We start from the raw sequence: 19,203 nt of genomic DNA on the forward strand, positions 1-19,203 counted from the left end.
TGAAGGGGCCGCTTAGGGATATCGACCATGCAATGGATGTTCATGCTGATTGGCCTGGTGCTGGGCTGGATACTCGATGAGTCGTTCAGCGATGCACTGCTGGGTGCATTGCTCGGTTTGGTGATTGGCCAGGTCATTCGTATTCACCAATTGGCTTCGCAAGCCACTGAGCAGCGTCGTTTGCTTGAGCAAGCGCAGGTTGCACTGCATGGGGTCGAGCAACGGTTGGCCCTTTTGGAAGTGTCCGGCGTCACCGCTACTGAAACCGGTGAAGCTGTAATCAAGGAAACCACTCCAGCCCCTGACATCGTTGTCGCGCAAGCCCCTGTCGAAACCCCGGAACTGATCTGGGAACTGCCGCCCGAACTTGAACCCGTCGATGCCTGGAAACCGCAGCCTGCCATCCGCGATCCGCAACTCCCCGCCATTCCCCGCGGCCCCAACTTCATCGAACGCGCCATCAGCGCTGCCCGCGCTTGGTTGTTTGGCGGCAACACCGTGTTGCGGGTCGGCGTGGTGCTGTTGTTTCTCGGTCTGGCTTTCCTGCTGCGCTACGCCACCGAAGGCATCGTGGTGCCGATCGAGTTGCGTTATGCCGGTGTCGCGGCGGTGTCGTTGGGGCTACTCGGCCTGGGCTGGTGGCTGCGTACACGAAACAATCATTACGCTTTGATGCTGCAAGGCGCCGGCGTCGCTGTGTTGTATCTGACGGTGTTTGCAGCGATGCGCCTGCATCCGTTGCTCGATCCTTCGGCGGCGTTTGGCATTCTGGTAGCGATAACGGTGTTCTCGGCGATCCTCGCCGTGACCCAGGATGCCATGGGGTTGGCTTGCGTCGCCGTGCTGGGTGGATTCGCCGCACCGATCCTGGCCTCCACCGGCAGCGGTAGCCACATCGCGCTGTTCAGCTACTTCGCCCTGCTCAATGCCGGCATCCTGGCCATCGCCTGGTTCAAGGCCTGGCGCTTGCTGAATGTCATCGGCTTTGTTGGCACCTTCGGCATCGGTTTCGCCTGGGGCTTGCGCTCCTATACACCGGAACTGCTGTGGAGCACCGAGCCGTTTCTGATTCTGTTCTTTCTGATGTACCTGGCCATCGGCCTGCTATTTACCCGTCGCAAGCTGTTGGAAATGAGCGGCGAGCCCGAGGACGACAGTCGTGCAGCATTGTTGCGCTGGTCGGCGCGCAAAGGTGACTACGTCGATGGCACGCTGCTGTTTGGTCCACCGTTGGCGGGCTTCGGCTTGCAATTCGCTCTGGTACAGCATTTGGAGTTCGCTGCTGCGTTCAGCGCCTTGGCGCTGGGTATGATCTACATGGGGCTGGCCCGTTTGCTGATGGGTGGCCGTGCAATGCTGTTAGGCGAAACTTGCCTGGCCTTGGGTGTGATCTTTACCAGCCTGGCGATCCCGCTGGGGCTGGATGCGCGCTGGACGAGCGCCGCATGGGCAGTGGAAGGCGCGGGGATTTTCTGGCTCGGCCTGCGTCAGCGGCGGCCATTGGCCCGAGCCTTTGCCTTACTGCTGCAACTGGGTTCGGCGCTGGCGTTTTTCAGCGGGCTGCGCAGCGGTGAGGGCAGCCTGCTCGACGGCACACCGTTGGGCGCGCTGATGCTGGGCGTCGCACTGTTGTTCAGCTTCTACCAGTTGTATAAAGCGTTGCCGGAGCAAGCCAAGCCTTGGGAGCGCCAAGGCATGCCGGTTTTGGCCTGTCTTGGTCTGGCGTTTCTCTATCTGTTGGCACCGTTGTTTTTCTTTACCCACGGCACGGTGATCAGCTGGGCCTTGGCCGGGTTGGTGACGGTAGTTGTCGGTCTGCGCCTCGAATCGCGGGTGGTCCTGCTCACCGCGCTTGCGGTGCAACTGTTGGGTGGTGCGTTGTTCCTCACATCGTGGCCTCTGTTCAGTGAAGACCTGCGGCCATTGGCCCATGGCAGTTTCTGGGCGCCGCTGATGCTGGGGCTGGCTGCGTTGGCCTGCGCCTGGCGTTTGCAAATCGGCCATGCGGCCATGGCGTTTGATGGATCGACTTTGCAGCGTTTGTCCCGGATGTTGCTCGTGTGGGGCGCGGCCTGGTGGGCGTTGGCATGGGTCAGTGAGGTGCTGCACTTTGCGCCGTTGCCGCTGCAAGCGACACTTGTGCTGGTTGTCGCGGCCGTGAGCGTTGCACTGTGGACCTTGTTGGCGCTGCGTCTGGAATGGCCGTCGCTGGGGTTGCTCTGCACCGTGTTGATACCCGCTGGCGCGCTGGTGTTGTTGGCGGCCCTTGGGCCACTTACTGGTGAACCGCGGTATCACCCGGCCGCCAATTTCGGCTGGCTGGTCTGGTCAGCGCTGTTCGTGGTGCATTTCATCTCTCTGCGGCGCCTGGCGCCGATGTTGCCGGCGCGGATATTGAGTACTGCTCATGTAATCGGCTGCTGGCTGTTGATCGGGGTGTTGGCCCTGGAGTTGCGTTACGGCCTGATGCTGTTGTCCGAGCAATACAACGCCTGGCGCTGGCTGGGTTGGGCGATCCTGCCGAGTCTGTATCTGGTGCTGATGGCAGCACCCCGCGCCTGGCCGTGGCCGGTGTCCTCTTACTCCCGCGAATACCGGGTGTACGCTGGCGCACCGCTGGCGTTGTTGATGCTCGTCTGGTTCTGGTTGGCGAACGCCTTCAGTGACGGCGCCGCGGAGCCGTTGCCTTATGTGCCGCTGATCAACCCATTGGAGTTGGGTCTGATGTTTGCGTTGTTCGGCGTCTATGTCTGGTCCCGCACTGCCGTGACACAACTGGCGGCGGGCGAGGAATTCGCAGCCAAAGCCATACAACCGATCATGGGTGCCTCGCTGTTCGTTTTCTTCACAGCATTGGTCATGCGCACAGCGCATCAGTGGAGTGGTGTGCCGTTCGAGCTTGATCTGCTACTTGAGTCCATGCGAGTGCAGGCTGGCCTGTCTATCGTCTGGACCTTGATGGCCCTTGGATTGATGATCGGCGGACATTTGCGCCATCGCCGCGAAGTCTGGCTGATCGGCGCAGCGTTGATCGGCATCGTGGTGACCAAACTGTTCTTTATCGAATTGAGCAGTCGCGGCGGACTCGCCCGGATTGTCTCGTTTATTGGCGTTGGCGTGTTGCTGCTGGTGGTGGGCTACTTCGCTCCGTTGCCGCCCAAACGCGTCGAGGCGGTGTCGGGCGCTGAAAAACCGGACCCTCAAACCGAAGGAGTGTCGTCTTGAGTCAGAAGTTGAACCTGGGATGGTTGGGCGCTGTTGCGATGGGCATGGCGCTGTCGGCCAGTGCTCAGGAAAAACCGGCGGACTTCACCACGCAGGTGCCGTTGTCCGTGAGCGGCGAAGGCCCGTGGTATCGCCTTGAATTGCCCTTGGCGGTGCAGCTGAATGCGCGTCAGACAGACCTCAGCGATGTGCGCGTGTTCAATGCTGTCGGCGATGTGCAGGCCTACGCCTGGCGCGGGTAACCGCACAGACCGACGAAAACCGCAACCTGACCGACGTCAAATGGTTCCCGCTATATAACTCGGCAGACGCTACCGAACGCACACCGAGCGTGCGTGTGCAATCAAGCGCCAACGGCGCGCTGGTCGAAGTGCAGCCCTCCACCCAGCTGGAAGCGGGCGAAGAAGAGTTGCGTGGCTGGCTACTCGACGCCAGCGGCATCAAGGCACCGTTACAGCAGTTGGTTCTCGACTGGACCAGTGAGCGCGATGGTTTCCAGCGGTTCAGTATCGAAGCCAGCGACGATTTGCAGCATTGGCAGTTCTGGGGCGAAGGGCAGGTGGCGCGGTTGGCCTTTGCCGATGAACGGGTCGAACAACATGAAGTCGGGCTGCCCGGGCAGTCGGCGCGATATCTGCGATTGCTGTGGAACACGCCGCAATCGGCGCCGATCCTGACTTCAGCACAACTGCAAAGCACTGGCCCCCGCAGCCTGTCGTTGCCGCTGGTCTGGTCGCAAGCGTTGGCGGGCAATACCGTGAAGGCAGGTGAGTACACCTGGCAATTGCCGATGGGGCTGAACGTCGAGCGCGTGCAGGTCGCGTTGGATCAGCCCAACAGTCTGGCGCCAGTGACCTTGTCCGGTCGCCGGGAAAGTAGTCTGCCTTGGCAGCCGCTGAGCGGTGGTTTGCTGTATCGCCTGACCCAAAGTGGCCAGGATGTGGTGCAGAACGAATTGCAGTTGTCGGGGCAAACCGTACAGCAGTTGAAACTGACCGTGGACGAGCGTGGCGGTGGCTTGGGGACTCAGGCGCCAACGTTGAAATATGCCGTGCGCGCCACGCAATTGGTGTTTCTGGCACGCGGCCCCGGGCCATACACGCTGGCGTTGGGCAGTGCGACGGCCAAGGCGGCGAACCTGCCGTTGGCGACGCTGATTCCAGATTACAGCGCGGCGAAACTGGTGACGTTGGGCAGGGCTTCGGTCGGTGGCGGGACTGTGGTGGCTGCGCCTCCCTCGACAGTGTCGGCTCCGGTCGGGACAGACTGGAAGAAATTTGGCCTGTGGACGGTGTTGTTGCTCAGCGTGCTGTTTCTGGCCGCGATGGCGTTCAGTCTGCTTCGCAAGCCGCCGGCCAACTCCTGAGAATGGCTGGTGCTGCGCACCAGTTCGCGGGCAAGCCTCGCTCCTACAGGTTGTACGTGACCTGTAGGAGCGAGGCTTGCCCGCGAAGGCGTCCTTACAGTCACCAAAAATCCCCAAACGGCCACCAAACCTTGCCCAATTCGAACTACGCTAATCCCCGCGCATGAACTCTCTTCAGCCGATCACGTCTGATAGGAGGAAATGCGCCCCGACTCGCGTTAAACTGCGCGGGTTTTTAAGCCCCCCCATTCCTCCGGAGCCTTCCATGTCCCGCGTTACCTTGAGTCGCTATTTGATTGAGCAGACCCGTAGCAACAACACTCCTGCCGATCTGCGCTTCCTGATCGAAGTGGTGGCGCGTGCTTGCAAGGAGATCAGCCACGCCGTTTCCAAAGGCGCCCTGGGCGGTGTTCTGGGCAGCATGGGCACTGAAAACGTCCAAGGCGAAGTGCAGAAGAAGCTGGACGTGATCTCCAACGAAATCCTGCTCGAAGCCAACGAGTGGGGCGGTCACCTGGCCGGCATGGCGTCCGAAGAAATGGACAACGCCTACCAGATCCCGGGCAAATACCCGAAAGGCGCCTACCTGCTGGTATTCGATCCACTGGACGGTTCGTCGAACATCGATATCAACGCTCCGGTCGGTACTATCTTCTCGGTGCTGCGTTGCCCGAGCGAATACCTGAGCCAGAACGAAGCCTTGAATGAAAAAGCTTTCCTGCAGCCAGGCACCCAGCAGGTAGCCGCCGGTTACGCCATCTACGGCCCTCAAACCATGCTGGTGCTGACCCTGGGCGACGGCGTCAAAGGCTTCACCCTGGACCGTGAAATGGGCAGCTTCGTCCTGACCCACGAAAACATCACCATTCCTGAATCCACCCAGGAATTCGCCATTAATATGTCCAACCAGCGTCACTGGGAAGCTCCAGTGCAACGCTACGTCGACGAATTGCTGGCTGGCGAAGAAGGCCCGCTGAAAAAGAACTACAACATGCGTTGGGTCGCCGCGATGGTCGCGGACGTACACCGTATCCTGACCCGTGGCGGCCTGTTCATGTACCCACGCGACAGCCGCGAGCCGTCGAAGCCAGGCAAGCTGCGCCTGATGTACGAAGCCAACCCGATGTCGTTCCTCGTGGAACAAGCGGGCGGTGCCTCCACGGACGGCCACCAGCGCATCCTCGACATCCAGCCTGAAGGCCTGCACCAGCGTGTAGCGGTGTTCCTCGGCTCGAAAGAAGAAGTCGCACGCGCCACGGCTTACCACAAGGAGTAAGCCATGAACGCGCCCTGGCAGCCGTTGCTCGAATGGTGGTTCGGACACTCCGAATCACCGAACGAAGTGGCGGCGCAGAAGGGCAAGTTGTGGTTCGGCAAGCGTGACAGCCAGGACCTCGAAGCGCGCAAGCGTTTCGGGGCCCAGGTCGAGCAGGCACTGGCCGGCGGATTGACCGAGTGGGCGCAACGCCCCGAAGGTTGGCTGGCTCTGGTGCTGTTGCTCGACCAACTGCCGCGAATGATCTTTCGCGACTCTCCCCAAGCTTATTCAGGTGACATCAGGGCTCAGGTGCTGGTGGCGCAGGGCATTGCTGCGGATTTCGATGGGCAGTTGCCACCGATTCAGCGGGTATTCATCTACCTTGTGTTCGAACACTGCGAAAACCTTGCGCTGCAGAACGAGGGTGTCTCGCGCCACATCGAACTGCTCGCGCAACAACCGGAGTCTGATCAGGCGTTGTTTGCCGACTATCTGAACTATGCCGAGAAGCATCAGAAAGTGATCGCGCAATTTGGACGGTTTCCGCATCGCAATGCGGTGTTGGGAAGGGAGTCTACGGCGCAGGAGCTGGAGTTTCTCTCGAGGCCGGGTTCAAGGTTTTAATTCTTCAGTGCGGCTGCTGCCGTCTTCGCGGGCAAGCCTCGCTCCTACAGGATTAAGGCGTTGCGCAAAATCTGTAGGAGCGAGGCTTGCCCGCGAAGGGGCCAGTGCAGACGCTAGATCCTGAAACTACCCACCAACTGCTTCAACCGCGCCGCCTGCTGCTCAAGGTCTGCACACGCGCGCAAGGTCGACTGCAGGTTCTCCACACCTTCCTGGTTCAGCGTATTGATCTCGGTAATGTCGACGTTGATCGATTCCACCACGGCGGTCTGTTCTTCCGTCGCCGTTGCCACGGATTGGTTCATGCCGTCGATTTCGCCGATGCGCTGGGTCACGCTGCCCAGGCGTTCTCCAGCCTGGTTGGCGATGCCGACACTGCTTTCGCTCTGGCGCTGGCTGTCGGTCATGATGCTCACCGCTTCGCGGGCACCGACTTGCAGCTCTTCGATCATCTTCTGCACTTGCTGCGCCGAATCCTGGGTGCGATGGGCGAGGTTGCGCACTTCATCGGCAACCACCGCAAAACCACGTCCGGCTTCACCGGCGCGCGCTGCTTCGATGGCGGCGTTAAGGGCCAGCAGGTTGGTCTGCTGGGAGATGCTGGTGATCACTTCCAGAATCTGCCCGATGTTGACGGTGTTGCTGTTTAGCGTCTCGATGTTGCCACACGAATCACTGATCTTTGCTGACAGCTGATGCATCGCCGAGATGGTTTTATCCACAACCTGCTGGCCTTCTTCGGCCAAGCTGCGGGCATCGCTCGAATGCTGGGAGGCGAGGGCGGCGTTCTGGGCGATTTCCTGGGCGGCGGCGCCGAGCTGGTTGATCGCCGCGGCAACGCTGCTGGTGCGCGAGGCTTGCTGATCGGAGTTGAACATCGACGAGTTGGAGGCCGCCACTACACGCAGCGCCACTTCATTGACCTGGCCGGTGGCCGAGGATACTTCGCGGATCGAGGTGTGAATACGCTCGACGAAACGGTTGAACGACAGGCCCAGCGCGCCGAATTCGTCATGACCGTGAATGGTCAGGCGTTTGGTCAGGTCACCTTCACCTTCGGCGATGTCGTGCATGGCACGGCCCATGGTCAGCAATGGCTGCATCAGGAAGCTGATCAGCATACCCAGCAACGCGATGATGATCACCACCGCGATCACCATGGCAATAATCGCCGAGGTGCGAAATTCGCTGAGCATCGAAAAGGCGGTGTCCTGGTCGAGCACCAGCGCCACATACCAATCCGCCGACGGCACACCGTTGACGTGGGTGAAGGAGATGAACTGGCGCTTGCCGTCGATCTCGACTTCTTTCATACCTGGGCTGACTTTCGGTGTGTCGCTCGGGTAGGCGTCGGACAGGTTCTTGAGCACCAGTTTGCTATCCGGGTGGATCAGGATTTTGCCGTCGGCGCCGACGATGAACGCGTGGCCGTGTCCACCGAAGTTCAGCGAGTTGATGATCGCGCTGACGCTGGACAGATCGATGTCGGCGCCGGCGACGCCGATCATTTGGCCCTGGCGCTGCACCGGCGTTGCCACGGTAATCACCAGTTTGCCCGAAGACGCTGCGATGTACGGTTCAGTGACGATGGTCTGCTGTGCGCTGTTGGCCGCTTTGTACCAGCCGCGGGCGCGTGGGTCGTAGTCCGCCGCGCGGTTGCCCGCCGGGACCGAGAACATCACGCCATCGCTGCCGCCGAAGTAACTGAGCTGGAAGTTACCGGTATAGGCGGGCAGGTCGATGGCGCGCTTCAGATTTGCCAAGGCGCTGCCGTCCACGGCAATTTGCTGGGACAGCGATTGCAGCAGCTGGATGCGGCTCTCCAGCCAGGTCTGGATGTTGCTGGTGGTCAGGCTGCCGAGCTCCTGCATTGAAGCCTCGGTACTGCTGCGCAACGTCTGACGCTGGCGATAGTCGTTGAACAGGATGAAACAGGCGAATGCAACGGCCACCACGAGGGCTGCAGCCAACAGAATTTTGTGGCTGAACTTCATGTTTCTGGTCATAAAATGAGCTACCACGCAAAGGCTTGTCGACGAAGGGGGCAAGTGCCGCAACCATGGGCATCGCACTGCCATATATGTCGACCGGGCGGCGCCAAAGATTAGGCGCTTTTCAATAAAACCGACGAAATGCTCGATAGCTGCACAAAGTAATTGATTCCCTGGCAGAAGGCAGACGAGCGGCCCCATAAATAGGCGTCGGGCGAGGGAACCAGAGAGGGGTTTTCTCTTCTAAGGTTCTGCTCGGCAGCCATGCCGATCCCTTCGCCCCCGGAGTTACACCATGTCGCTGCGATCCATCGCCCTGCTTTCGTTCTGCGTGTTGTTGGCTGCATGCAGCAAGGTCAATCAGGAAAATTACTCGAAACTCTCTTCCGGTATGACCAAGACCGAGGTTGAAACCTTGTTGGGCAAACCGGCCGATTGTTCAGGCGCGCTCGGCATGTCCAGTTGCACTTGGGGCGACAAGAACAGCTTTATCAGCGTGCAGTATGCCGGTGACAAAGTGCTGATGTTTTCCGGCCAAGGCCTGAAGTAATCCGGGGCTACGCGCCCACGGGAGAAAAACAATGAAGCGGTTATTGATGATGCTTTTTGCCGGCCTGGTATTGGCCGGCTGCGCCACTTCTGGCCAGGATCCGTTGGCGCCCAAGACCGTCAACAGCGTCAACCTCAAGCGCTACCAGGGCACCTGGTACGAGTTGGCCCGTCTACCGATGTACTTCCAGCGCGACTGCGCGCAATCGGAAGCCCACTACACCCTCAAGCCTGACGGCAATGTAGCTGTGCTCAACCGCTGTCTGACTGCGCAATGGGAGTGGGAAGAGGTCAAGGGTACGGCTTATCCACAGGTACCGGGCAAGTCCGATAAATTGTGGGTCGAGTTCGATACCTGGTTCTCCCGGCTGATACCGGGTACGGCGAAAGGCGAATACTGGGTGTTATTTGTAAGCGACGACTACAAGACTGCCATCGTCGGCGACCCGAGCCGTCGTTACCTGTGGCTGCTGTCGCGCACCCCGACTGTCAACGGTGTCGTGCGTGAAGAATTGCTGAGCAAGGCGCGTCAGCAGGGTTACGACACCACGCGGCTGATCTGGCGGGCGTCGGATACGCAGATGGCCAAGACCTCCAACTGACCATTGCGGTACTGATCGTTCCCACGCTCTGCGTGGGAACGCAGCCCGGGACGCTCTGCGTCCCAACAGCGGACGCAGAGCGTCCATTGAGGCATTCCCACGCAGAGCGTGGGAACGATCAGGTCAAGTGTCAGCCCAGGAGATCGCGCAGGACTTGGGTGAACGCTCGGTTACTTTCCTCTTCTGCGGCATGCCGCCCATCACGCACAACCCACTGGCCATTGACCAGTACATCCCGCACCTGACGGTCCCCACCGGCAAACAACCAACGATTCAGAATCCCGTCACCACTGGCAGTCGCCAGATATGGATCATTACCATCCAGCACCAGCCAGTCAGCACGTTTGCCCACTTCCAGCGCCCCAATCGGCTGCCCCAGCGCCTGCGCGCCACCATCCAGCGCGGCATCGAACAACGTGCGGCCGACCATCGGTTGATCCGCCCCGTACAAACGGTTACGTCGCTGATCGCGCAGACGCTGACCATATTCCAGCCAGCGCAATTCTTCGACCACGCTCAATGACACATGGCTGTCGGAGCCGATGCCCATGCGTCCGCCCTGGGCGAGAAAATCCACAGCCGGGAAAATCCCGTCGCCGAGGTTGGCTTCGGTGGTCAGGCAAAGGCCGGCGATGGCGCGACTCTTGGCCATCAACGTAACTTCTTCCGGATTGGCATGGGTGGCGTGGACCAGGCACCAGCGCTGGTCGACTTCAGTGTTTTCGTACAGCCATTGCAGCGGACGGCGGCCGCTCCAGGTCAGGCAGTCGTCGACTTCCTTCTGCTGTTCGGCGATGTGGATATGCACAGGGCATTGCTTGTCGCTGGCCGCCAATACTTCACTGATCTGCCGTGGTGTAACCGCGCGTAGCGAGTGGAAACACAGACCCAGCGACTGGGCCTTCTGCTGCGCCAGCAGAGGTTGCAGGCGCGATTGCAGCTTCAGGTAATTCTCGGTGCTGTTGATAAAGCGGCGCTGGCCATCATTCGGCGTCTGGCCGCCGAAACCTGAGTGGCTGTAGAGCACCGGCAGCAGGGTCAGGCCGATACCGGCAGCACTGGCCGCCTGGCTGATGCGCAGCGCCAGTTCGGCTGGATCGGCATACGGTTGGCCGCTGGTGTCATGGTGAACGTAGTGAAATTCCGCTACCGAGGTGTAACCGGCCTTGAGCATTTCGATGTACAACTGGCGGGCGATGACCCCGAGTTGTTCCGGGCTGATTTTTCCGACGAGGCGATACATCAAATCGCGCCAGGTCCAGAAACTATCGTTCGGATTACCGGCCACTTCGGCCAGCCCAGCCATGGCCCGTTGGAACGCGTGGGAATGCAGATTCGGCATGCCCGGTAACAACGGACCGCGCAACCGTTCGGCACCATCTGCATGGGAATCGGCCTGGATATGGGTCAAGACGCCATCGGCGCTGACCTCTAGACGTACATTGTTGGCCCATCCACTAGGCAGCAGCGCGCGTTCGGCAAAGAAGGCGGACATGGTTCAGCACCCCATCGTGTGTTATTTGTATATACATATACAGACGTTTGCCTGCCCGGTAAACTCCGGCAAGCTAGCAATCTCTCTTCAACGAACAAGGATTAACCGTGCCGACTCCGCCTGCAGTTTCTCCGTTGGCCGCGAACATGGGCGATAGTCCGGCGCCCTTGTACGCTCGCGTCAAACAAATGATCACCCAGCAAATCGACAGTGGAAACTGGCCGCCGCACTACCGCGTTCCGTCGGAAAGCGAGCTGGTCAGCCAGCTGGGTTTCAGCCGCATGACCATCAACCGCGCCCTGCGCGAGATGACCGCCGACGGTCTGTTGGTGCGCATGCAAGGCGTCGGCACATTCGTCGCCGAGCCCAAAAGCCAGTCCGCCCTGTTTGAAGTGCACAACATCGCCGACGAAATCGCCTCCCGTGGTCATCGCCACACCTGCAAGGTCATTACCCTTGAAGAAGAGGCCGCAGGTTCCGAGCGTGCGCTGGCCCTGGACATGCGTGAAGGCCAGAAAGTATTCCACTCACTGATCGTGCATTTCGAAAACGATATCCCGGTGCAAATCGAAGATCGTTTCGTCAACGCGCTGGTGGCGCCGGAATACCTCAAGCAGGACTTCACCCTGCAAACGCCTTACGCCTACCTGAACCAGGTCGCGCCGTTGACTGAAGGCGAGCACGTGGTCGAGGCGATTCTGGCCGAGCCGTCCGAATGCAAGTTGCTGCAGATTGAAAAGGGCGAGCCGTGCCTGCTGATCCGTCGCCGCACCTGGTCCGGTCGTCAGCCGGTGACGGCCGCTCGTTTGATTCACCCCGGTTCCCGTCATCGTCTGGAAGGTCGGTTTCATAAATGAGCAGTGAAGTTAAGGTTCTACGCGCCAAAGATTACCCGCGCATGCCGTGGAAAAACGGTGGTGGCAGCACCGAAGAAATCACCCGTGACGCCGGCACTGGCCTGGATGGTTTCGGCTGGCGGCTGTCGATTGCCGACATCGGCGAGTCGGGCGGGTTTTCTACCTTTGCCGGTTACGAGCGGATAATTACCGTGCTGCAGGGCGACGGCATGACCCTGTCGGTCGACGGCCGGGTAACGCGGTCGTTGTTACCCATCGATCCGTTTGCCTTCAGCGGTGAGAGTCAGGTTTCCTGCACGCTACTTGGTGGGCCGATCCGCGATTTCAACTTGATCTACGCGCCGCAGCGTTACAGCGCACGGCTGCAATGGCTGAGCGGCGAGCAGCGGTTTTTCAGCGAGGCGGGGACTGTGCTGGTATTCAGCGTCAGCGATACGCTTGAGCTGAAGGTCGGTAACAATGCATCGCTGCTTGGTCGCCATGATTGTCTGCAACTTGTTGGTAACACCGGTCTGCTGGAAGTCTCCAGCAACGGCGCCTGCTGCGTGATCGAACTGACAGCACACTGATCCAAAACCTTTCCATTACCTCCTGTAGGAGCGAGCATGCTCGCGAAAAACCAGAGGACGCCGCTGGCATCTGGTTTCTCGCGTCATCGTTCACCACCATCGCGAGCATGCTCGCTCCTACAGAAGAAAATCGTTTCCCTCCGCGCACCACTTTGTTACCGAACGCCCCAGCGTGGCGCAAAACCACGCTCAAGTAACAACACCCCCCACCGTTCAAAAAATCCCCTCGAAAAATTTCATCTACGCCAGAACCCTTGATTCAGGCGCTCTCCAGCTATTTCAGAATTTTTCTTGCATGCCCATCCAACAAGTTGGCCGCTTGATTGCATATGCTTGTATGTACAAGTAAAGACGTATGCGTATGAGTCGATCGAGACTCCTCGCAACGTCCACTGATTCGCTTGTAGCGCAACGATGCGCACAGGCTGGCTTACCCACCGCCAGGGTTGGTTTGGATTGATCGCTGAGGAGTCTTTTTCGTGACTGACAACAAAACCACTAAGTTTCGTAACGTTGAAATCCGCGCTGCCCGCGGTAACAAGCTGACCGCAAAGAGCTGGCTGACTGAAGCGCCGCTGCGCATGCTGATGAACAACCTCGACCCGGAAGTCGCCGAGAACCCTAAAGAACTGGTGGTTTACGGTGGTATTGGTCGTGCTGCACGTAACTGGGAATGCTACGACAAGATCGTTGAAAGCCTGACCAACCTGAACGATGACGAGACCCTGCTGGTGCAATCCGGCAAGCCGGTCGGCGTGTTCAAGACCCACACCAACGCCCCGCGCGTGCTGATCGCCAACTCCAACCTGGTGCCGCACTGGGCGAACTGGGAACACTTCAACGAACTCGACGCCAAAGGCCTGGCCATGTACGGCCAGATGACCGCCGGCAGCTGGATCTACATCGGCAGCCAGGGCATCGTCCAGGGCACCTACGAAACCTTCGTCGAAGCCGGTCGCCAGCACTACAACGATGACCTGACAGGCAAGTGGGTCCTGACCGCTGGTCTGGGCGGCATGGGCGGTGCTCAGCCTCTGGCCGCCACCCTGGCCGGCGCTTGCTCGCTGAACATCGAATGCCAGCAGGTCAGCATCGATTTCCGTCTGAACAGCCGCTACGTCGATGAGCAGGCTACTGACCTCGAAGACGCCCTGGCACGTATCGCCAAATACACCAAAGAAGGCAAAGCGATTTCCATCGCCCTGCTCGGTAACGCTGCTGAAATCCTGCCGGAACTGGTCCGTCGTGGTGTGCGTCCGGACATGGTCACCGACCAGACCAGCGCCCACGACCCGCTCAACGGCTACCTGCCAGCCGGCTGGACCTGGGAAGAGTACCGCGCTCGCGCCAAGACCGAGCCAGCCGCTGTGGTCAAAGCCGCCAAGCAATCGATGGCTGTACACGTTAAAGCCATGCTCGACTTCCAGAAAATGGGCGTGCCGACCTTCGACTACGGCAACAACATCCGTCAGATGGCGCAAGAAGAAGGCGTGGAAAACGCATTCGACTTCCCAGGCTTCGTACCGGCTTACATCCGTCCGCTGTTCTGCCGTGGTATCGGCCCGTTCCGTTGGGCGGCACTGTCGGGCAACGCTGAAGACATCTACAAAACCGACGCCAAGGTCAAAGAACTGATCCCGGACGACGCCCACCTGCACAACTGGCTGGACATGGCGCGCGAGCGCATCAGCTTCCAGGGTCTGCCGGCACGTATCTGCTGGGTTGGCCTGGGTCTGCGCGCCAAGCTCGGTCTGGCGTTCAACGAAATGGTCCGTAGCGGCGAATTGTCCGCGCCAATCGTCATCGGTCGCGACCACCTGGACTCCGGTTCGGTATCCAGCCCGAACCGTGAAACCGAATCGATGCAGGACGGTTCCGACGCCGTGTCCGACTGGCCACTGCTCAACGCTCTGCTCAACACCGCGAGCGGCGCGACCTGGGTGTCCCTGCACCACGGTGGCGGCGTCGGCATGGGCTTCTCCCAGCATTCGGGCATGGTGATTGTCTGCGACGGTACTGACGAAGCGGCCGAGCGTATCGCTCGCGTCCTGCACAACGACCCGGCGACCGGCGTTATGCGTCACGCCGATGCGGGTTACCAGATCGCGATTGACTGCGCCAAGGAACAAGGGCTGAACCTGCCGATGATTACCGGTAAATAAAACAGGCCTTGGCTTAACGCAAAACCTGTAGGAGCGAGGCTTGCCCGCGAAGGCGTCATTTCTGACACACCGCGGTTCGCGGGCAAGCCTCGCTCCTACAGGGGATTACACCAACCCAAAATAACAATCCACAGAGGTTGAACCATGGCTGTTAACAGCGATCGTGCAGGCAGTAAACCGTTGATCGAGAAGCGCTCGATCGACTACATCCCGGAAGCGGAAAGACACGGTCGTCTGTTTAGCCAGTTCACCCTATGGATGGGTGCCAACCTGCAAATCACCGCGATTGTCACCGGGGCCCTGGCCGTGGTGCTCGGCGGTGATGTGTTCTGGTCGTTGATCGGCCTGTTGATCGGGCAACTGCTCGGCGGTGGCGTCATGGCGCTGCATGCCGCGCAAGGACCCAAGCTTGGCCTGCCACAGATGATCTCCAGCCGCGTGCAGTTCGGCGTTTATGGCGCGGCCATCCCGATTGTGCTGGTCTGCTTGATGTACCTCGGCTTCACCGCCACGGGTACCGTGCTGTCCGGCCAGGCGCTGGGCCAGTTGTTTGGCGTCAGTGACACCGTTGGTATCCTCGCCTTCGCTAGTGTCATCGTGCTGGTCACGGTGCTCGGTTATCGGGTGATCCATTGGATTGGTCGTGTTGCCAGTGTCATTGGTGTAATTGCCTTTGTTTTCCTGTTCAGCCGTCTGATGAGCCAGACTGACGTTGGCGCACTGCTGGAAATCCGCCACTTCAGCTGGAGCAGCTTCCTGCTTGCGGTGTCGCTCGCGGCGTCCTGGCAGATCGCTTTCGGCCCTTACGTGGCTGACTATTCACGCTACCTGCCGAGCAAGACGTCCTCGGTGAAAACCTTTTTCGCCGCTGGCGCAGGTTCGGTCATTGGCGCACAAGTGGCGATGATCCTCGGCGTGTTTGCCGCTGCCTCGTCCAATGGGCAATTCGCGGGCCACGAAGTGGCCTATATCGTTGGTTTGGGCGGTACCGGTGCCACCGCGGCGCTGCTGTACTTCAGCATCGCGTTCGGCAAGGTCACCATCTCCACGCTGAACTCCTACGGCAGCTTCATGTGCATCGCGACCGTCATCAGCGGTTTCCGTGGTGACCTGAAAGTAACGCGCTTGCAGCGTCTGGTGTTCGTGCTGGTTATCGTCGGTGCTGCGACCCTGATGGCGTTGCTCGGTCAGCACTCGTTCCTCGGTGCGTTCAAGTCCTTCATCCTGTTCCTGCTGGCGTTCTTTACGCCATGGAGCGCGATCAACCTGGTGGACTACTACTGCATCACCCGCGAGCGCTATGACGTGCCGGCGCTGGCTGATCCGAACGGTCGCTACGGCCGCTGGAACATCCTCGGTATCAGCATCTATGTGTTCGGTGTGCTGGTGCAGCTGCCGTTCATTTCCACCAAGTTCTATACCGGTCCGCTGGTGGCTGCTCTGGGTGATGTGGATATTTCCTGGATCATCGGTCTGGTGCTTCCCGCGGCCCTGTATTACCTGTGCGCGAAAAAATGGCATGGCGCAGTACCCGATCGTTTGATCCTGCCGGTCGAGCAGGACGCGGTCACCGAACAAAAGCTAAGTGTGGGTCGCGCTGCAGCGCAGGCCTGATTGGACGTGGACAGGGCTGGATGCCTCTTGAACTGCCGTAAGCCAATTCATGATTAGGAGCGTCACACAATGAAATCGAACAAGACCCTGCTGACCACTTTGCTTTCCATGGGCCTGCTGGCCAGCGCCGGCGCCACTCAGGCGGCGGGTTGGTGCGAGTCGGGCAAACCGGTGAAATTCGCCGGCCTGAACTGGGAAAGCGCCATGCTGCTGACCGACGTTCTGCAAGTCGTGTTGGAAAAAGGCTACGACTGCAAGACCGATAGCCTGCCGGGCAACTCCATCACCATGGAAAACGCCCTGAGCAGCAACGACATCCAGGTGTTTGCCGAAGAGTGGGTCGGCCGCAGCGAGGTCTGGAACAAGGCTGAGAAGGCCGGCAAGGTTGTCGGTGTCGGCGCTCCGGTCGTGGGGGCGATCGAAGGCTGGTACGTGCCGCGTTACGTGATCGAAGGCGATGCCAAGCGTAAGCTGGAAGCCAAGGCACCGGACCTGAAAAACATCGCCGACCTGGCGAAATACTCGGCCATTTTCAAGGACCAGGAAGAGCCATCCAAGGGCCGTTTCTACAACTGCCCGGCCGGCTGGACCTGTGAACTCGACAACAGCGAAATGCTGAAAAGCTACGGCCTGGAAAGCACTTACACCAACTTCCGCCCAGGCACCGGCCCGGCGCTGGATGCCGCCGTGCTGTCGAGCTACAAGCGTGGCGAGCCGATCCTGTTCTACTACTGGTCGCCAACCCCGCTGATGGGCCAGGTTGACTTGGTCAAACTCGAAGAAAAACCAGGCGTGGACAAGCGCGTGACCATCAAGGTTGGCCTGTCCAAGACGTTCCACGAAGAAGCTCCGGAACTGGTGGCCGTGCTGGAAAAGGTCAACCTGCCTATCGACCTGCTGAACCAGAACCTGGGTCGCATGACCAAGGAGCGGATCGAGTCGCCAAAACTGGCGAAGATCTTCCTGAAGGAACATCCTGAAGTCTGGCACGCATGGGTGAGCGAAGACGCAGCCAAGAAGATCGACGCGGCCTTGTAGGTTGGGCGTCTCCGGCTGCCGTGAACGGCAGTCGGATGCTTGATCGCAACCCCTTGATTGAGAGTCTCTTATGTTTCCCGAAAGCTTTACCTTTTCTATCGCCGACTGGGTCAACGGTTGGGTCGATTCGCTGGTCACCAACTACGGCGACGTGTTCCGGCACATTTCTGACACCCTGTTGTGGGCCATCGTCAATCTCGAAGGCCTGCTTCGCGCGGCGCCCTGGTGGCTGATGTTGGCCATCGTGGCTGGCGTGGCCTGGCACGCGACCCGTAAAGTCGTAACCACCGCCGTGATCGTCGGTTTGCTGTTCCTGGTGGGCGCGGTCGGCCTGTGGGACAAGCTGATGCAAACCCTCGCGCTGATGATGGTGGCGACAATCATCTCGGTATTGATCGGCATTCCGCTGGGCATTCTGTCGGCGCGAAGCAATCGCCTGCGTTCGGTGCTGATGCCGTTGCTGGACATCATGCAGACCATGCCGAGCTTCGTGTACCTGATCCCGGTGCTGATGTTGTTCGGTCTGGGCAAGGTTCCGGCGATTTTCGCCACCGTAATCTACGCCGCACCACCGCTGATCCGCCTGACCGATCTGGGCATCCGACAGGTTGACGGTGAGGTAATGGAAGCAATTAACGCCTTCGGCGCCAACCGCTGGCAGCAACTGTTCGGTGTGCAACTGCCGCTGGCCCTGCCGAGCATCATGGCCGGGATCAACCAGACCACCATGATGGCTCTGTCGATGGTGGTAATCGCCTCGATGATCGGTGCCCGTGGCCTGGGCGAAGACGTGCTGGTGGGCATTCAGACCCTCAACGTCGGACGCGGCCTGGAAGCCGGTCTGGCGATCGTGATTCTGGCAGTGGTTATCGACCGCATTACACAGGCGTACGGTCGGGCACGGCATGAGGTGAGCAAATGAACAACGCAACCGTGAGCAAGATCGAAGTCAAAAACGTCTTCAAGATTTTCGGCAACCGCTCCAAGGATGCGCTGGCCATGATCGGCCAAGGCAAGACCAAGGATCAGGTGCTGGCCGAGACCGGCTGCGTGGTTGGCGTGAACGACCTGTCGTTGAGCATCGGTAGCGGTGAAATTTTCGTGATCATGGGGCTGTCCGGTTCCGGAAAATCCACACTGGTGCGTCACTTCAATCGCCTGATCGACCCGACCAGCGGTGCAATCCTGGTGGACGGCGTGGACATCCTGCAATACGACATGGAAGCCCTGCGCGAATTTCGCCGACGCAAGATCAGCATGGTATTCCAGAGCTTCGGTCTGCTGCCGCACAAGAGCGTGCTGGACAACGTCGCCTACGGCCTGAAAATCCGCGGCGAGAGCAAAGCCATGTGCGCCGAACGCGCGCTGCACTGGATCAACACCGTGGGCCTCAAGGGCTACGAAAACAAATACCCGCACCAGCTCTCGGGCGGTATGCGTCAGCGTGTGGGCCTGGCCCGTGCACTGGCGGCGGACACCGACATCATCCTGATGGACGAAGCCTTCAGTGCCCTCGACCCGCTGATCCGCGCCGAGATGCAGGACCAGTTGCTGGAACTGCAAAAGACCCTGCACAAGACCATCGTCTTCATCACCCACGACCTCGACGAGGCTGTGCGCATCGGCAACCGCATCGCGATCCTCAAGGACGGCCGCCTGATTCAGGTCGGCACGCCGAGAGAGATCCTGCATTCGCCGGCCGATGAGTATGTCGACCGGTTCGTGCAGCGGCGGGCGGCGGTGGTTTAAGAGGTTTGCGGCGTTAGTGCCGGCCTCTTCGCTGGCAAGCCAGCTCCTACAAGGTTGACGCAATCCCTGTAGGAGCGAGGCTTGCCCGCGAAGGCGTCAGTGAA

14 protein-coding genes and 2 pseudogenes are annotated in these 19,203 nt (G+C 59.8%); 13 read left to right on the forward strand and 3 right to left on the reverse strand.

Annotation, left to right across the window (positions count from 1 at the left end; all coding sequences use genetic code 11):
- Nucleotides 1-27 precede the first annotated feature (27 nt).
- The 4 genes and pseudogenes from CES87_RS11865 to CES87_RS11880 all read left to right on the forward strand — a co-directional run bounded on the left by CES87_RS11865 (nt 28) and on the right by CES87_RS11880 (nt 6,473).
- Nucleotides 28-3,225, forward strand: a complete 3,198-nt coding sequence (locus CES87_RS11865; protein ID WP_128606252.1) for a DUF2339 domain-containing protein — start codon at nt 28-30, stop codon at nt 3,223-3,225.
- Nucleotides 3,222-4,591: pseudogene (locus tag CES87_RS11870) on the forward strand (DUF3999 domain-containing protein). Before CES87_RS11865 ends, CES87_RS11870 begins: the two are co-directional and overlap by 4 nt.
- 265 nt (nt 4,592-4,856) lie before the next feature.
- Nucleotides 4,857-5,867: a class 1 fructose-bisphosphatase gene (locus tag CES87_RS11875; protein ID WP_128606253.1), complete on the forward strand. Its 1,011-nt coding sequence runs from the start codon at nt 4,857-4,859 to the stop codon at nt 5,865-5,867.
- A 3-nt stretch (nt 5,868-5,870) separates the two neighbouring features.
- Nucleotides 5,871-6,473, forward strand: a complete 603-nt coding sequence (locus tag CES87_RS11880) for a DUF924 family protein (RefSeq protein WP_128606254.1) — start codon at nt 5,871-5,873, stop codon at nt 6,471-6,473.
- 113 nt (nt 6,474-6,586) lie between these two features.
- Here the strand turns inward: CES87_RS11880 and CES87_RS34235 are convergent, their stop codons facing one another.
- Both CES87_RS34235 and CES87_RS34240 read right to left on the reverse strand, forming a co-directional pair.
- Nucleotides 6,587-7,351, reverse strand: a complete 765-nt coding sequence (locus CES87_RS34235; protein WP_371858201.1) for a methyl-accepting chemotaxis protein — start codon at nt 7,349-7,351, stop codon at nt 6,587-6,589.
- A 93-nt stretch (nt 7,352-7,444) separates the two neighbouring features.
- Nucleotides 7,445-8,665 (reverse strand): annotated as a pseudogene (locus CES87_RS34240) (cache domain-containing protein); the annotation flags it as partial.
- A 94-nt stretch (nt 8,666-8,759) separates the two neighbouring features.
- Between CES87_RS34240 and CES87_RS11890 the strand changes: the two are divergent.
- Both CES87_RS11890 and CES87_RS11895 read left to right on the forward strand, forming a co-directional pair.
- Nucleotides 8,760-9,014, forward strand: a complete 255-nt coding sequence (locus tag CES87_RS11890) for an outer membrane protein assembly factor BamE (protein WP_128606256.1) — start codon at nt 8,760-8,762, stop codon at nt 9,012-9,014.
- Between the two features lie 31 nt (nt 9,015-9,045).
- On the forward strand, nt 9,046-9,615 hold the full coding sequence (locus tag CES87_RS11895) for a lipocalin family protein (RefSeq protein WP_128606257.1): 570 nt from the start codon (nt 9,046-9,048) through the stop codon (nt 9,613-9,615).
- Between the two features lie 130 nt (nt 9,616-9,745).
- On the opposite strand, the gene CES87_RS11900 is transcribed toward CES87_RS11895, so the two are convergent.
- Nucleotides 9,746-11,110 (reverse strand): formimidoylglutamate deiminase, encoded by a 1,365-nt coding sequence (locus CES87_RS11900; RefSeq protein ID WP_128606258.1) that lies wholly within the window; start codon nt 11,108-11,110, stop codon nt 9,746-9,748.
- Nucleotides 11,111-11,256: 146 nt separating this feature from the next.
- Here CES87_RS11900 and hutC point away from each other — a divergent pair, with 146 nt between their 5' ends.
- The 7 genes from hutC to CES87_RS11935 all read left to right on the forward strand — a co-directional run bounded on the left by hutC (nt 11,257) and on the right by CES87_RS11935 (nt 19,099).
- A complete protein-coding gene (hutC, locus tag CES87_RS11905; protein WP_170948611.1) occupies nt 11,257-11,967 on the forward strand; it encodes a histidine utilization repressor in 711 nt (236 codons plus the stop codon).
- On the forward strand, nt 11,964-12,536 hold the full coding sequence (locus CES87_RS11910; protein WP_128606260.1) for a HutD family protein: 573 nt from the start codon (nt 11,964-11,966) through the stop codon (nt 12,534-12,536). Before hutC ends, CES87_RS11910 begins: the two co-directional genes overlap by 4 nt.
- 479 nt (nt 12,537-13,015) lie before the next feature.
- Nucleotides 13,016-14,698, forward strand: a complete 1,683-nt coding sequence (hutU, locus tag CES87_RS11915) for a urocanate hydratase (protein WP_128606261.1) — start codon at nt 13,016-13,018, stop codon at nt 14,696-14,698.
- 144 nt (nt 14,699-14,842) lie between these two features.
- Nucleotides 14,843-16,312 carry a cytosine permease gene (locus tag CES87_RS11920; RefSeq protein ID WP_128606262.1) on the forward strand — a complete coding sequence of 490 codons (1,470 nt, stop codon included), beginning with the start codon at nt 14,843-14,845 and terminating at the stop codon, nt 16,310-16,312.
- 69 nt (nt 16,313-16,381) lie between these two features.
- The gene (locus tag CES87_RS11925; protein WP_128606263.1) at nt 16,382-17,350 is read left to right on the forward strand and encodes an ABC transporter substrate-binding protein; all 969 of its coding nucleotides are present in this window, start codon (nt 16,382-16,384) and stop codon (nt 17,348-17,350) included.
- Nucleotides 17,351-17,420: 70 nt separating this feature from the next.
- Nucleotides 17,421-18,272, forward strand: a complete 852-nt coding sequence (locus CES87_RS11930) for a proline/glycine betaine ABC transporter permease (RefSeq protein WP_034148578.1) — start codon at nt 17,421-17,423, stop codon at nt 18,270-18,272.
- The gene (locus CES87_RS11935; RefSeq protein WP_052961897.1) at nt 18,269-19,099 is read left to right on the forward strand and encodes a glycine betaine/L-proline ABC transporter ATP-binding protein; all 831 of its coding nucleotides are present in this window, start codon (nt 18,269-18,271) and stop codon (nt 19,097-19,099) included. The genes CES87_RS11930 and CES87_RS11935 overlap by 4 nt, the downstream gene beginning before the upstream one ends.
- Nucleotides 19,100-19,203 lie beyond the last annotated feature (104 nt).

The sequence above is a fragment of the Pseudomonas sp. ERMR1:02 genome (genome assembly GCF_002277815.1).
Taxonomy (GTDB): Bacteria; Pseudomonadota; Gammaproteobacteria; order Pseudomonadales; family Pseudomonadaceae; genus Aquipseudomonas.